General features: G+C 56.7%; 13 protein-coding genes. 6 read left to right on the top strand and 7 right to left on the bottom strand.

Annotation, left to right across the window (positions count from 1 at the left end):
• Positions 1-169: 169 nt before the first annotated feature.
• Positions 170-1,165 carry a Gfo/Idh/MocA family protein gene (locus tag ACSZO1_RS10355; RefSeq protein ID WP_437612188.1) on the bottom strand — a complete coding sequence of 332 codons (996 nt, stop codon included), beginning with the start codon at positions 1,163-1,165 and terminating at the stop codon, positions 170-172.
• Positions 1,166-1,331: 166 nt separating this feature from the next.
• Here ACSZO1_RS10355 and ACSZO1_RS10350 point away from each other — a divergent pair, with 166 nt between their 5' ends.
• Positions 1,332-3,032 carry a chloride channel protein gene (locus ACSZO1_RS10350; protein ID WP_437612186.1) on the top strand — a complete coding sequence of 567 codons (1,701 nt, stop codon included), beginning with the start codon at positions 1,332-1,334 and terminating at the stop codon, positions 3,030-3,032.
• A 6-nt stretch (positions 3,033-3,038) separates the two neighbouring features.
• On the opposite strand, the gene ACSZO1_RS10345 is transcribed toward ACSZO1_RS10350, so the two are convergent.
• The 3 genes from ACSZO1_RS10345 to ACSZO1_RS10335 all read right to left on the bottom strand — a co-directional run bounded on the left by ACSZO1_RS10345 (position 3,039) and on the right by ACSZO1_RS10335 (position 5,167).
• Positions 3,039-3,896, bottom strand: coding sequence for a helix-turn-helix transcriptional regulator (locus ACSZO1_RS10345; protein WP_437612184.1), 858 nt, complete (start codon positions 3,894-3,896; stop codon positions 3,039-3,041).
• 20 nt (positions 3,897-3,916) lie between these two features.
• Positions 3,917-4,546: a YbhB/YbcL family Raf kinase inhibitor-like protein gene (locus ACSZO1_RS10340; protein WP_437612182.1), complete on the bottom strand. Its 630-nt coding sequence runs from the start codon at positions 4,544-4,546 to the stop codon at positions 3,917-3,919.
• A 117-nt stretch (positions 4,547-4,663) separates the two neighbouring features.
• Positions 4,664-5,167 (bottom strand): M48 metallopeptidase family protein, encoded by a 504-nt coding sequence (locus ACSZO1_RS10335; RefSeq protein WP_437612180.1) that lies wholly within the window; start codon positions 5,165-5,167, stop codon positions 4,664-4,666.
• A 136-nt stretch (positions 5,168-5,303) separates the two neighbouring features.
• Here ACSZO1_RS10335 and rlmG point away from each other — a divergent pair, with 136 nt between their 5' ends.
• Positions 5,304-6,431 (top strand): 23S rRNA (guanine(1835)-N(2))-methyltransferase RlmG, encoded by a 1,128-nt coding sequence (gene rlmG / locus ACSZO1_RS10330; protein WP_437612178.1) that lies wholly within the window; start codon positions 5,304-5,306, stop codon positions 6,429-6,431.
• Positions 6,432-6,708: 277 nt separating this feature from the next.
• Here rlmG and ACSZO1_RS10325 read toward each other — a convergent pair whose 3' ends face one another.
• Entirely contained in the window at positions 6,709-6,984 is a 276-nt protein-coding gene (locus tag ACSZO1_RS10325; RefSeq protein WP_437612176.1) for a CopG family transcriptional regulator, read from the bottom strand.
• A 71-nt stretch (positions 6,985-7,055) separates the two neighbouring features.
• Entirely contained in the window at positions 7,056-9,074 is a 2,019-nt protein-coding gene (locus ACSZO1_RS10320) for an FAD-dependent oxidoreductase (protein ID WP_437612174.1), read from the bottom strand.
• A gap of 273 nt (positions 9,075-9,347) precedes the next feature.
• Between ACSZO1_RS10320 and idnD the strand changes: the two genes are divergently transcribed.
• From idnD to idnR, 4 genes are read left to right on the top strand one after another with little or no spacing between them, the layout of a single operon-like run.
• Positions 9,348-10,373, top strand: a complete 1,026-nt coding sequence (gene idnD / locus ACSZO1_RS10315) for an L-idonate 5-dehydrogenase (protein WP_437612172.1) — start codon at positions 9,348-9,350, stop codon at positions 10,371-10,373.
• A gap of 13 nt (positions 10,374-10,386) precedes the next feature.
• Complete coding sequence (gene idnO, locus ACSZO1_RS10310) at positions 10,387-11,151, top strand: gluconate 5-dehydrogenase (RefSeq protein ID WP_437612170.1); 765 nt, start codon at positions 10,387-10,389, stop codon at positions 11,149-11,151.
• 44 nt (positions 11,152-11,195) lie between these two features.
• Positions 11,196-12,515 (top strand): gluconate:H+ symporter, encoded by a 1,320-nt coding sequence (locus ACSZO1_RS10305; protein ID WP_437612168.1) that lies wholly within the window; start codon positions 11,196-11,198, stop codon positions 12,513-12,515.
• 54 nt (positions 12,516-12,569) lie between these two features.
• Positions 12,570-13,565: a DNA-binding transcriptional regulator IdnR gene (idnR, locus tag ACSZO1_RS10300; protein ID WP_437612166.1), complete on the top strand. Its 996-nt coding sequence runs from the start codon at positions 12,570-12,572 to the stop codon at positions 13,563-13,565.
• Here the strand turns inward: idnR and ACSZO1_RS10295 are convergent.
• The gene (locus tag ACSZO1_RS10295; RefSeq protein WP_437612164.1) at positions 13,562-14,269 is read right to left on the bottom strand and encodes a polyphenol oxidase family protein; all 708 of its coding nucleotides are present in this window, start codon (positions 14,267-14,269) and stop codon (positions 13,562-13,564) included. The genes idnR and ACSZO1_RS10295 overlap by 4 nt on opposite strands.
• Positions 14,270-14,425 lie beyond the last annotated feature (156 nt).

Below are 14,425 nucleotides of genomic sequence, written 5' to 3'. Positions count from 1 at the left end.
GCAAGGTCTCACTTACAACGCAGGATTAGGTGCATTGCCCAGCAACCGGGTCATGTGACATGACCGTAATGACGATTAACTGGCGAAGAAGTTACTCCCCTTTGCTGCTGCATAAGATAGGGCCAGCAGCAGCAATGGTCAACGGCTGGTGTGAAATATTTAGCAATATTTACAAAGCCGCTGCGTCGCGCGCGTCAGCCGGGAACACCACACCGGTCTGACGACGAATTTCCGTCAGTAATCTGGCGGTGATACGCGAGCTGGCAAGTCCGTCATGGTTAATATCCTGCTTCGCCACCAGGGCAGCAAAGTGCTCCGCTTCATACAGCATAGTATTAATATGCTGTGGCTGGCTCAGTTCGCGGCTTTTGCCGTCGCGCGTCATCTGCGTGATACGCTGGCAGTGTGACAGGAAGTCGATCACCAGCGAGCCGTCTTCGCCCTGAATTTCGCTCGGGATATGCGAGTTGCTGACTTTTGAATGCAGAATGGTGAGGTCAAACTCGCCATAGTTCAGCACCACCACGCCATGCGCATCGACACCACTTTCCAGCAGGGTCGCCTGTGCTTTCACGCTTTGCGGTTCGCCCCACAGGCTGACGGCGCTGGCCAGGCAGTAGTAGCCAATATCCATAATCGAGCCGTTTGACCATTTCGGGTCGAAGGTATTCGGGTTTTCGCCGTTGAGATAGCGCGGGTAGCGTGATGAATACTGGCAGTAGTTAAACAGCACTTTGCGCAGTCTGCCGACGTCCGGCAGCGACTGACGCAGGATAGCGAAGTTAGGCAATGACGCGGTTTTAAACGCTTCGAACAGCACCACCTGGTTTTCCTGTGCGCAGGCGATCATCTGTTCGACTTCCGCCAGGTTGGAGGCCAGCGGCTTCTCACAGATCACATGTTTTTTGTGGCGCATAAACAGCAGCGACTGCTCGCAGTGCAGGGCATTAGGGCTGGCGATATACACCGCATCGATGACATCTGACTGCGCCAGTTCTTCCAGCGAGACAAACAGATGTTCCACCGGATAATCATGGCTGAACGCCTGCGCCTGCTCCAGCGTACGGGAATAAATCGCGGTGAGTTTTATCTTGCCTGTTTCATGGGCAGCATCAATAAACTGGCGGGTAATCGAATTAGTGCCAACAACAGCGAGGCGAATCATGCAGTTAAGCTCCACTATGCCTGTGAGTGAAAGGGCAGATTATCACAGCTGGCGATGAGCACAATGCCGATTCGCGCAAGGAATTTACAGATGAGAAGCGGCTTCCAGTATGCTAATTTTCAGTTTTTGCCGTGATAAGTCGCAGCCTGAGAAGAAAGGAACCGCAGTGAGCATTCCCGCCAACGCGAACAGACATGCACTGAACTGGAGCACCATTCTGGTGGCGATCCCGGTTGGCTTTGCCGCGACGCTGATGACGCTGGGCTTTCGCCTGACCATCGAGCTGATCAACCGGTTGCTGTTTGGCAACCAGCAGGATATCACCCAGGCGATGACGGTCTATCCGTGGTTTGTCTGGCCGCTGATTGTCGGCCTTGGCGGGGTGATTGCCGGCTTCTTCCTGCGCTATGCCGCCTCCATTGAGCAGCAGGGAACGGTCAAAACGGACTACCTTGAAGTGATCAACGCGCGCCTTGATGCGGTGCCTACCCGTACCTCGCTGTTTCGTGCGCTGTCTTCGGTTGCCAGTATTGGCAGCGGCGCGTCGATCGGTAAAGAGGGACCGATGGTGCAATTGTCAGCGCTGTGCGGCAGCCTGCTGGGGCGTTACTGTTTTCGTTCGCTGGGGCTGAAGAACAGCGATGTGGTGGCAATGGCCGCCGCAGCCGGTCTGGCATCGGTCTATCATGCGCCGCTGGCATCGGCGATTTTTGTCGCCGAAATCGCCTTCGGTATCTCGGCGCTGCAACGGCTGATCCCGCTGATCGTCTCCTCGGCAGTGGCGGTGCTGACCATGTGGGCGCTGGGCTTCCGCTCGGCGCTCTATCCTTTTGCCGACGCGCAGTTTGCGCTGACGCCTGCCAGTATTATTCTCACCATCATCATTGGCCTGGCGGCGGGTCTGGCGGGCTGGCTGATGATTTTCCTGATTGGCCGAAGCAAACGGCTGTTCGCGCAGGTCAACAGCCTGCCGCTGCGGCTCGGTATTGGTGGTGTGGCCGTGGGCGTGCTGGCGATAGCGTCGACGGATATTCTTGGCAATGGCTATGAAGTGATTGTTGAGGTGATGGCGGGCAATTTTGTCCTGCAGGCGCTGGTGGTGTTGCTGCTGCTGAAGGTGGTGGCGACGGCGCTGTCGGTGGGGTCCGGCGCGGTAGGCGGCTTGTTTACGCCAGCGCTGCTGACCGGCGCACTGCTGGGGGTGATTATTGCCAGCCTGAGTGCGATGGCGGGTGTGGTGACCGGGAATACGCTGCTGTACGCCGCTGTTGGGATGGCGGCGGTGCTGGCGGCGGTCAGCCAGGCACCGCTGATGGCGATCCTGATGGTGCTGGAGATGACGTTAAACAGCAGCCTGCTGTTTCCGGTGATGCTGGCGGCGGTACTGGCATCAATGACGGTCTATCGTCTGCAATCCAGCAGCACTTACCCGGTAATCAGTCACCATTTTAGCCGCTCCGATGCGAAATTTGATTTCGATAACGGCATTATCGCGCAATTTATTGTCCCCGGTGCGGCGCTGCTGCCGCAGCAGTCGGTGGGTGAAGCACTGGCGGTCAGTTCGCTGAAACGCGAACGTTATGTCTATGTCGTCAATGAGCATGGCCAGTTTCTTGGCGTGGTGTCGATTCATGATATTTCGCGCAAGATCCTCGCGGGTGACATCACGGCCGATTCGCTGGTCAGCGAAGTCATGGATGGCGATTTCCCGTTTATCTGTGAAAACCAGACCATCCGCGAAGGCTGGGAGGCGTTTGCACAGGTGACGCTGGAGCGCCTGCCGGTGCTGAACAACCCGCTGGAGCGCAAATTCCTAGGGGCACTGACCAAAACCAGTCTGATTCTGAAAGCGAAGGATTTTCTCTGAGTGACGTCAGCGTACCCGCGCCGGGGAAATGCCAAAACGGTCGCGGAAGCGCTCGCTGAATCTGGCCTGTGAGCGATAACCACAGGCATCGGCGATCTGCGGAATACTCCATGCGGTGGTCTGCAATAACATCAGCGCGTGGTGCATGCGGATATCAAGCAGGATGTGCTCAAAGCGGATGCCTTCTTCACTCAACCGGCGACGCAATGTCGCTTCGCTCATTGCCAGCGCCGTGCCTGCGCTACGTGCGGTCCAGTGTTGATCCGGCGCATCGCGCAGCAGCGTTTTCAGCCGCGCGGCGGTGCTGTTTTGCTGCGTGGTAAAACTGACGCCGCGTTCGCTTAATGCCAGCATAAAATCAACGATGCGCAGCTCCAGACGCGGGTCGGAGAGGTCGGGCTGTGCGGCGCTGGCCAGCAGATTATCCAGCGTATGACGCAGATCGTCGTCGGCAGCCAGGGTGCGGATCGGTGCGCTGGGCTTGCTGTTGGCAGCAGAGGGATAGTGGCGCTGGAAACGCTCAATCACTGCGGGTTTTAGGGTCAGGAAGATCGACTGGAATAAACCCTGAGGCGCCGGGAATTTGCTCAGATCGGCGCAGATGCCCGCATCAACCATACAAAGTCCGCTGCTGCTGTTCAGTGTATAAGTGGTGCCATCGGTGGTCATCTGTAACTCACCGGACAGGATCAGCAGAAAGGTGGTGTCGAAAAACTGAAACGCCTGAGTATGCTGAATACTTTTCAGCCGTGGCCAGGCCACGGCAAACAGATCTCTGCGCTCATAACTGCGTGCAAGGGGAGATGACCAGGCTGGCGGTGCAGTTGTCACGCCAGACTCATCCGCTATCGCCAGACTGACCATCGTTATTTCACCTTACGTGTTTAGTTAACAGCCGGATTCAGCGTGTACAGGCCGGTAATGGACGCGCTACCCAGCACCTGTGCATTATCCAGCGCCGCTTTGACGTTTGCACCGGTCAGGTCGCCTGTCACCGCCAGTGACGGTTCCGCCAGCGCATACAGGGTAAACACATAGTGGTGCATCAGTTCATCGTTCCATGGCGGGCAGGGGCCGTCGTAGCCATAGTAGTGACCAGCCATCGCGCTGTCGCCAGCAAACCAGTCGGTGTAGTTGTTGATACCGTGCTTCAGTCCTTGCGGTGCGGCCGGGCCAGATTTTCCTTTCGCCACAATACCGTCTGACTGCGCGCCTGCTTCGATGCTGTTCCAACTGGCTGGAATATCCAGCAACGCCCAGTGGTAGAAATCCACTCGCGGCAGCGACGCGGGCACGACACGGCCTTCCTGGTTTACATCATCACCTTTGCTCGGGACATCAGGATCGTGGCAGACCAGCACCAGTGACTGCGTGCCGGCAGGCAGATCCTGCCAGGCCAGATGTGGGTTTTTATTGCCGGAGAGCTGAATATGGTTCTCTTTATCCTGCACGGCAAAGGCGAACTCGCCGGGAATCTTCTCGCCATCTTTAAAACTGTTACTGAATAATTTCATCACTGTCAGCCTCATATCGTCAAAGGGATGTCCGTTGAGGTCTATGATAGTGAGTTTTTAACGAACAGAAAGACCTTATCCACGCAAAAAGATGCTTTAAACTGTCATTCTGACGGTTTAAGCGGCGTTACCGCGCAGCGCCTGCTCTGTCAGCCATAAGCGAGTATCGAACTCATACTGGTGGTAGTTCGGTTCCATATGGCAGCACAACTGGTAGAACGCCTTGTTGTGATCTTTCTCTTTGATATGCGCCAGTTCATGCACCACGATCATGCGCAGAAAGGCTTCCGGTGCGTTTTTAAAGATGGTGGCGACGCGGATTTCCGCTTTGGCCTTCAGCTTACCGCCCTGCACGCGCGAAACGGCGGTGTGCAGGCCGAGCGCATGCTGCATCACTTTGATCTTACTGTCGTATGCCACTTTATTCAGCGGCGCGGCATTGCGCAGATAGCTGTTTTTCAGCTCCAGTGTGTAGTCGTACAGCGCTTTGTCACTGGTGATGTTATGCGTGTCGGGATAACGCTGGCGCAGAACGTCCGCCAGTCGCTGCTGTTCGATCAGGGTGCGTACCTGGCTGAGCAGTGATTCAGGGTATCCCTGCAGATAAATTAACGATGACATCACGACTCCAGAAACGATAAAAACGGCCCTTTGTCGGCGATATTGCATGGATACTGCAACATCGCTAACTTTGGGTATATACTGCGCCCCCGTTTTCCGGGTTATTGCGCGCAAATATTATCATGCTGGAGATCCAATGAGCCAACTCGAACTGAGCAACCGCACACTGACGCTGCATCGCTTCCCGCAAACGGATGATGAGAATCCCTTGCAGGCCTGGGATGCCGCAGACGAGTACTTGCTGCAGCAGTCGCTGCCTGCCGCAGATGCCGGTCCGGTGCTGGTGTTTAACGACAGCTTTGGCGCACTGGCCTGTGCTCTGAACGACTATCAGGTGTACAGCATCGGTGATTCACTGATGAGCCAGCTGGCGGCGCGTAAAAACTTGCAGAACAACGTGCTGGACGAAGACAGCGTCACTTTCCTCGACAGTATGGCCGAACTGCCTGCTGCGCCGTCCTGCGTGCTGATTAAGATCCCGAAAACGCTGGCGTTGCTGGAGCATCAGCTGCGTGCGCTGCGCAAGGTGCTGACGCCGGAGACGCTGATTATTGCCGGCGCCAAAGCGAAAGATATTCATACTTCCACGCTGCAGCTGTTTGAACGTGTGCTGGGTGAGACGAAAACCTCGCTGGCATGGAAAAAAGCGCGTCTGGTGTACACCACCTTCAGCAATCCGGCGCTGAAAGAGGCCAAAGACACCACGGTCTGGCCGCTGGATGGCTACCCTTACCAGATTCATAACCACGCCAATGTGTTTTCGCGCAACGGTCTGGATATCGGTGCGCGCTTCTTTATGGAGTATCTGCCGGATAACCTGGACGGAGAGATCGTCGATCTGGGCTGCGGTAATGGCGTGATTGGTTTGCTGGCGCTGGAGCAGAACCCGCAGGCGGAAGTGCATTTTGTCGATGAGTCGTCGATGGCAGTGGCATCGAGCCGCCTGAATGTGGAAGTGAACCGCCCGGAAGATATGGCCCGCAGCCATTTTACCGTCAATAACTCGCTGAGTGGCTTCCCGTCCGATCGCCTGAACGCGGTGTTATGTAACCCGCCGTTCCATCAGCAAAACGCCATCCACGACTATATTGCCTGGGGGATGCTGCGCGATGCGCGTCGCTGCCTGCAGTATGGCGGTGAGCTGCGTATTGTCGGCAACCGTCATCTCGGTTATTACCAGAAAATGAAGAAGCTGTTTGGCAACTGCACCACGCTGGCATCGAATCAGAAGTTTGTGATTTTGCGCTCGGTGAAGCTGCGCTGAGTCAGTAGTCGAAAAGGGCGCCGGAGAAGGTGCCCTTTTTATATGTGGTCGTGTGACTACTTTTGAACGCTATTTGGAAAATAGAAGCTAATGATGAGTGTGATGAGAGGAAGTGCACCGATTTTAACAAATTCAAAAATTTGTCTGATGGCTTCATTTTGTTCCCAGTATGCGTAAGCGCTAAACACCGCGATGATCATGAGACATAAGACGGTCAGCACTTGTCTGGCAAATCTGAGGCGGTCATTCTCAGCAACGACATAAATGGTTCCCGGCGTCATCGCATCGTTGATATTAATATCACCAACCCTGGTGTGCGGCATTTCCATAAAAAGATCCCTGTTACACGACCAATCGCCTGCAAGTCACCCGTTTCAGACTCGCGGACAATGCCAAGCGAGTAGCCATTACTCTTTTTCGACTGATTATCTGCCACGGACAGCAGGGCAAAAGCCCGCCTGATCGCTTCCGCTTTAGTTATGCCATGGCGATGCGCGATATCCGTAATGCGATCGTCGACATCTTTACTTAAATCAAGTGTTAAACGTGACATATCACCTCCTGTGTCGTCTGAATACGCAGCATCTTATCGTGTTTTCTGCTCTGGTTAAATACTGAACAGTGTTAGATCTCCAGTGCCAGTTTTGTTCCCTGCGCAATCGCCCGGCGCGCATCCAGTTCCAGCGCCACATCGGCACCGCCGATGATATGCAATGGTATCCCCAGCATCCGCAGCGGTTGTTCCAGTTCACGCCGTGACTCCTGCCCGGCGCACACCACCACATTGTCCACGGCCAGTGTCACTGGCTTGCCGTCACGCAGGAGATGCAGCCCCTCATCGTCGATACGCAGATACTGCACGCCGCCCCACATCTGCACGCCGTGCGCCTGTAGCGTGGCGCGATGGATCCAGCCGGTGGTTTTCCCCAGCGTTGTGCCTGGTTTACCGGCTTTGCGTTGCAGCAGATAAATCTCGCGTGTGCGGGCGGGTGCTTCCCCCGCAGGCAGCAGGCCGCCTGACGCCCGCAGGGTGCGATCAATCCCCCATGCGCGACAAAATGCCTGTGGATCCTGGCTGGTGGTCTCGCCGCTGGCGCACAGGTATTCTGCGGTATCGAAACCGATGCCACCTGCACCAATAATCGCCACCCGTCTGCCCACCGGTTTTTTATCGCGGATCACCTCGAGGTAACTCAGTACGCAGGGGTGATCGATGCCCGCAATCTCCGGCGTGCGCGGCGTAATGCCGCTGGCGAGCACCACTTCATCAAAGGCACTGAGCTGCTCTGCCTCGACCCACTGGTTTAAGCGTAACGTCACCTGATGCCGTGCCAGCTGCCGCCGGAAGTAGCGCAGGGTTTCGTTAAACTCCTCTTTGCCGGGGATCTGGCGCGCAATATTGAACTGGCCGCCGATATCACTGGCGGCGTCAAACAGCGTGACCTGGTGGCCGCGCTGTGCGGCGTTCACGGCAAAAGCCAGCCCGGCAGGCCCGGCGCCGACCACCGCCAGCTTTTTGACCTGCACAGCGGGTGTAAACGGCATCAGCGTTTCATGGCAGGCGCGGGGATTCACCAGACAGGAGGTCACTTTGCCGGCAAAAATCTGGTCGAGACACGCCTGATTACAGCCAATGCAGGTGTTAATTTCGTCGGCACGACCCTGCTGCGCTTTCTGCACAAATTCCGCGTCGGCGAGGAACGGGCGCGCCATCGACACCATATCTGCGCAGCCTGTGTCGAGCAGCCCCTGTGCCACATCAGGATGATTGATGCGGTTGGTGGTAATCAGCGGTACGCGCAGATGCTGTTTCAGGGTTTGTGTCACCCAGCCAAAAGCGGCGCGTGGCACGGAGGTGGCGATGGTAGGCACGCGCGCTTCATGCCAGCCGATACCGGTGTTAATCAGTGTCGCGCCTGCCTGTTCAATGGCCTGCGCCAGCTGAATGGTCTCTTCCAGCGTGTTGCCACCTTCCACCAGATCGAGCATCGACAGGCGGTAGATAATAATAAACTGCTCGCCTGCGGCGGCCCGCACGGCGCGCACAATCTCCACGGCAAAACGCATACGGCGGGAAAAATCGCCGCCCCAGTCATCATGACGCTGGTTAGTGCGTGCCGTCAGAAACTGGTTTATCAGATAGCCCTCGGAACCCATGATTTCCACACCGTCATACTCAGCCTGCTGTGCCAGACGCGCGCAGCGGGCGAAATCGGCAATCAGCTGGCGGATCTCTCCATCTGTCAGTTCGCGTGGCGTAAACGGGTTAATCGGTGCCTGCAATGGCGACGGTGCGACCAGTGCGGGCTGATAGCTGTAGCGTCCGGCATGCAGGATCTGCATGGCGATCTTACCGCCCGCGTCATGCACTGCGCGGGTCACCGGCAGATGATGCGCCAGTTGCTGTTCATCGTTCAGCACCGAACCGCCTGCCACCACCACGCCTTCCGGTGATGGCGCGATGCCCCCGGTCACGATCAGCGCCACACCTGCGCTGGCGCGTTCAGCGTAAAACGCGGCCAGCCGTGCCGCGCCATCAGGATGCTCTTCCAGACCGGTATGCATTGAACCCATCAGCACGCGGTTTTTCAGGCGGGTGAAGCCAAGATCGAGCGGGGCAAACAGGGAAGGGGCTGACTGCATAGGATGTCCACCGGTGAATGTTGCAAAAATGTGAGTGGTCGGATGAGTTGACTGTAGCCGCTGACGAGGGAAAAGCGCAAGTGGCGGCGCTAAAGCTGTGAAGCGCCTCAAAGAATGCTGCGGGTAATAATGGCGGGCAGAAAGCATTACCTGCTTCACGTTATGCGTAACATCAATTCCGTAACACGATTTTAAGTGATCTGCTTCACAGTTTTAACCTGCGGAAAGCTATTTGATGTGCAACCTGAGCATCAGGCAATGAGGTAACAAACTATGCAAACGCAGTCCTGCATGATTAACGGCAAAGAAGACGTCAGCGTCATCAGCCAGCACGTGGAGTACCAGGGCAAGGGAACGCTGGTGCGCATCACCCGCGGCGGTATTTGTGGCTCGGATCTGCACTACTACCAGCACGGCAAGGTCGGCAACTATGAAGTGAAAATGCCGATGATCCTCGGCCATGAAGTGATTGGTTATGTGGTGGAAAGCGATAACCCGGCGCTGAAACCGCAGCAAAAGGTGGCGGTCAATCCGTCAAAGCCATGTGGCAGCTGCAAATATTGCCTGAATGACGAAGAGAACCAGTGCGTCAGCATGCGTTTCTTCGGCAGCGCAATGTACTACCCGCATGTTGATGGCGGCTTTACTCAGTACAAAGTGGTCGACAGTGCGCAGTGCATCCCGTTCGCCAGTGACGCCGATGACAAAGTGATGGTGTTCGCGGAACCGCTGGCGGTATGCATCCACGCCGCGAACCAGGCGGGCGATCTCAGCGGCAAAAAAGTGTTTATCTCCGGTGTCGGGCCGATTGGCTGCCTGATTGCCGCGGCGGCGAAAGCCAAAGGCGCAGCGGAAATCGTCTGTGCGGATATCAGTGAACGTTCGCTCAGTATGGCGCAGCAGATGGGCGCGACCCGCACCGTTCACGCGGCCAGCGGTGATTTCGACGCTTATCTGGCAGACAAAGGCTACTTCGATGTGTCCTTCGAAGCATCCGGGCATCCCTCCTCACTGCAACGCTGCCTGGAAGTGACGCGCGCCCGCGGCACGCTGGTGCAGGTGGGGATGGGTGGTGCAGTGCCGAATTTCCCGATTATGTTGCTGATTGCCAAAGAGATCAAACTCACCGGCTCTTTCCGTTTTACCCATGAATTTAATACTGCCGTGCAGTGGCTGGAGAACGGCACAGTGAACCCGCTGCCGCTGTTTAGTGGCGAATATCCGTGGCAGGAGATTGACGCGGCGCTGGTCTTTGCCGGTGACAAACAAAAAGCCGCCAAAGTGCAGCTGACATTCTGATAAGGGGGAGACCATGAGCACACTGTTTTCTTTAGCCAGCAAACGCGTATTAATCACCGGTTCCGGGCGCGGTATCGGCTTTCTGATGGCGAAAGGGCTGGCGGAAGCCGGCGCGGAAGTGATTATCAACGCCACCACGCAGCAGGGCGCAGAGAAAGCGGCAGCACAGCTGCGTGCTGCCGGACACCAGGCGCACGCAGTGGCGTTTGATGTTACCCAGTCGTCTGCAGTGAACGCCGCGGTGGAGCAGATTGAGAGCCAGATTGGGGCGATTGATGTGCTGGTGAATAACGCCGGTATCCAGCGTCGCCGTCCTTTCCTCGAATTCCCGGAGCAGGACTGGAACGATGTGATTGCCGTGAACCAGACGGCGGTTTTCCTGGTATCGCAGGCGGTGGCTCGCCGTATGACGCAGCGTCAGCGCGGCAAGATTATCAATATTGGTTCGATGCAGAGCGAGCTGGGGCGCGACACCATCACGCCTTACGCCGCCTCGAAAGGCGCAGTCACCATGCTGACGCGCGGCATGTGCGTGGAGCTGGCGCGTCACAACATCCAGGTAAACGCCATTGCGCCGGGTTACTTCAAAACCGAAATGACCCAGGCACTGGCAGACGATGAGGCCTTTACCGCCTGGCTGACCAAACGTACCCCCGCCGCACGCTGGGGCAATCCGGAAGAACTGATTGGCGCAGCGGTGTTTTTAGCCAGCAAAGCGTCCGATTTTGTGAACGGCCACCTGCTTTTTGTTGATGGCGGCATGCGCGTGGCGGTTTAAGCAACTACACCTAAAACTTCACCTGTACCCGAAAGGAACCTGCTATGCCCATTACAATAATCGCGGCAGGCGTGATACTGCTGCTGGTGTTAATGATCGTCTTTAAAGTGAATGGCTTTATCGCGCTGGTGTTTGTCTCTGCTGTCGTCGGTATTGCCGAAGGTATGACGCCGCTGGAAGCGGTGGCATCGATTCAGAAAGGGATTGGTGGCACGCTTGGCAGTCTGGCGTTGATCCTCGGTTTTGGCGCGATGCTCGGCAGGCTGGTGTCCGACACCGGCGCGGCCCAGCGCGTCGCCACCACGCTGATTGCCGCCTTTGGTAAGCAGCGCCTGCAATGGGCGCTGATGATCACCGGTCTGATTGTCGGTCTGGCGATGTTCTATGAAGTGGGCTTTGTGCTGCTGCTGCCGCTGGTGTTTACCGTGGTCGCGGCGGCGCAACTGCCGCTGCTGTATGTTGGCGTACCGATGGTGGCGGCGCTGTCAGTTACCCACTGCTTCCTGCCACCGCATCCTGGCCCGACGGCGATCGCCACCATTTTTGGCGCTAACCTCGGCACTACGCTGCTGTACGGCATGATCATCACTATTCCGACGGTGATTATTGCCGGGCCGATCTTCTCGAAGTTCCTGAAGAACTTTGAGAAATCACCACCGGAAGGGCTGTTTAACCCGAAAATCTTCGAAGATCATGAAATGCCCGGTTTCTGGACCAGCATCTTCGCGGCGATTATCCCGGTGATTCTGATGGCTGTCGCGGCGGTGTTTGAGCTGACGATGCCGAAAGAGAATCCGGTGCGTCAGTTCTTCGAGTTTATCGGCAACCCGGCAGTGGCGCTGTTTATCTCGGTGGTGATTGCGGTGTTCATCCTTGGCCTGCGCAACGGGCGCAAGATGGAACAGGTGATGGATATGTGCGGTGATTCGATTGCCGCCATCGCCATGATCGTCTTCATTATTGCGGGCGGTGGCGCATTCAAGCAGGTACTGGTGGATAGCGGCGTGGGTAACTATATCGCCGGGATGATGAAAGGCTCGTCACTGTCACCGTTACTGATGTGCTGGACGGTGGCCGCGATGCTGCGTATTGCGCTGGGATCGGCGACGGTTGCGGCGATCACTACGGCCGGGATCGTCACACCGATTATTGCCGTCACGGGCGCTGATCCGGCACTGATGGTGCTGGCGGTCGGTTCCGGCAGCGTGATTGCTTCACACGTTAACGATCCGGGCTTCTGGCTGTTTAAAGGCTACTTTAACCTGAGTGTGGTCGAGACGCTGAAAACCTGGACGGTGATGGAAACGCTGATCTCGTTCCTCGGTTTGGCTGGCGTGCTGATCCTGAATATGATACTTCATTAATCTGGCGGGCGGAGCGTGCTCCGCCCTTTCTCAGCCTGTCACGGACATCCCGCTGTGCGCTCTCATCGCATCTCATTACAGGATATCGCCACCCTCGCCGGGGTCACCAAAATGACCGTCAGCCGTTATCTGCGCACGCCAGAAAAGGTGGCGGCAGCAACGGGCGAGAAGATCGCGCAGATTATCGAAGAGATTAACTATGTGCCGAATCGCGCGCCGGAAATGCTGCTGAGCGCGAAAAGCTACACCATCGGCGTGCTGATCCCATCGTTTAAAAATCAAATCTTCGCCGATCTGCTGGCGGGGATTGAAGCAGCGACCAAAGAGGGGCGTTATCAGACGTTGATCGCCAATTATAACTACAATGCGCAGTCGGAAGAGGAGCAGATCATTAATCTGCTGTCGTGGAATATCGACGGCATTATCCTCAGCGAAAAAGCGCATACCCTGCGGGCGGTGAAATATCTGCGTGCGGCGAAAATTCCGGTTGTGGAAGTGATGGACACCGAAGGCGGTTGCCTCGATATGGAAGTCGGCTTCAATAACTTCAATGCTGGCTACGATATGACGAAAACTCTGCTGGAGCAGGGGCGGCGGCAGATTATCTATTTTGGTTCGCAGCATGACCGACGCGACGAGCACCGTTTTCGCGGCTACAGCCAGGCAATGAGTGAGCGGGGTTTGCCACCGCAGCGTGTTAATCCGAAAGCAATCTCCTCTCAACAACTTGGCGCGCGAATGCTGGAGAGTGCGCTGCAGGATTTCCCGTCGCTGGATGCGATTTTCTGCACCAATGACGATCTGTCGCTCGGGGCACTGCTGTGGTGCCAGCGGCACGGCATTGCAGTGCCGCAACAGATCGCCATTGCCGGTTTCCACGGGCTGGATATCAGCCGTGAGATGTACCCCAGCGTTGCCAGTGTGATTACACCGCGCTACGCGATCGGCTATACCGCCGCGGAACTGCTGCTGAAGAAAATTGGCGACACCGGTTTTGTCGCCAGTTCTGTCGATCTCAGTTATCAGATCTTTATGGGCGAGACGATTTAATCCGCACGCCGGATCCACGAATAGCGCGCCGCATAACCGTCGCCGAAATGGCTGTTGCGTCGGTAGCTGGATCGATCTTCCGCCATGCAATATGTGCAGACTGGCAGAATCTCGATCTGTGCGGCGGGAATGCCCATCTGTAACAGCATCTGCCGCCCGAGTGCGGGTAAATCAAACCAGCCGCCGTGACTGCTGGCCTGTGCCTGCGGACGAATAGCGTGGCTGTTGTGCGGCTGCTGGCGATGCCAGTCGGGCGCTCGCGCCAGCAGCGGGTTATCAGTAAGGCTGGCCAGCAGGTCTTCGCCCAGCTCATAGCAGCAGGGGCCAATCGCCGGGCCGATGGCGATATGCAGGCTGTCCGCCGTGGCGCCCAGTTCCTGCAGCCTGCGCACAGCGCTGAACAGCACCCCGGCCAGTGCGCCTTTCAGTCCGGCATGAACCGCAGCGACATGGTGACGGCGGTCATCGGCAATCAGCACCGGCAGACAATCGGCGGTATACACCGCGACCGGGCGCGGATTGACGCCTATCACGCCATCGGCATCACGGCTTTTTACCGGCATCGCTTCTTCATCCAGGATGACCTCGGCGCTGTGCCGCTGATGCGCCCAGACCGCATCCTCAGGTGGTGCAACGCCCGCAGGCAGGAAAGCATGTTGTACCCAGCCAAGGCTGGTGATCAGGGAAGACTGGCGGCTTTGCATCACGATCCTTATTAACGTCTGCAATAGGGAACTGGCTGTTCTACGTTACGCTTTAATGGTGACATTTTAAATGCTGACGTACTGGGCGGATTCAAGTTCGAAGTGCAACGCTAAGCCGCCTGTCTTAACTCTGCAAAGACCACTGAAGGCTGCCGG

This window comes from Erwinia sp. V71, assembly GCF_965644245.1.
GTDB lineage: Bacteria > Pseudomonadota > Gammaproteobacteria > Enterobacterales > Enterobacteriaceae > Erwinia.
The sequence above is the reverse complement of the archived record's forward strand: the minus strand, read 5'-3'. Positions and strand labels throughout refer to the sequence as shown.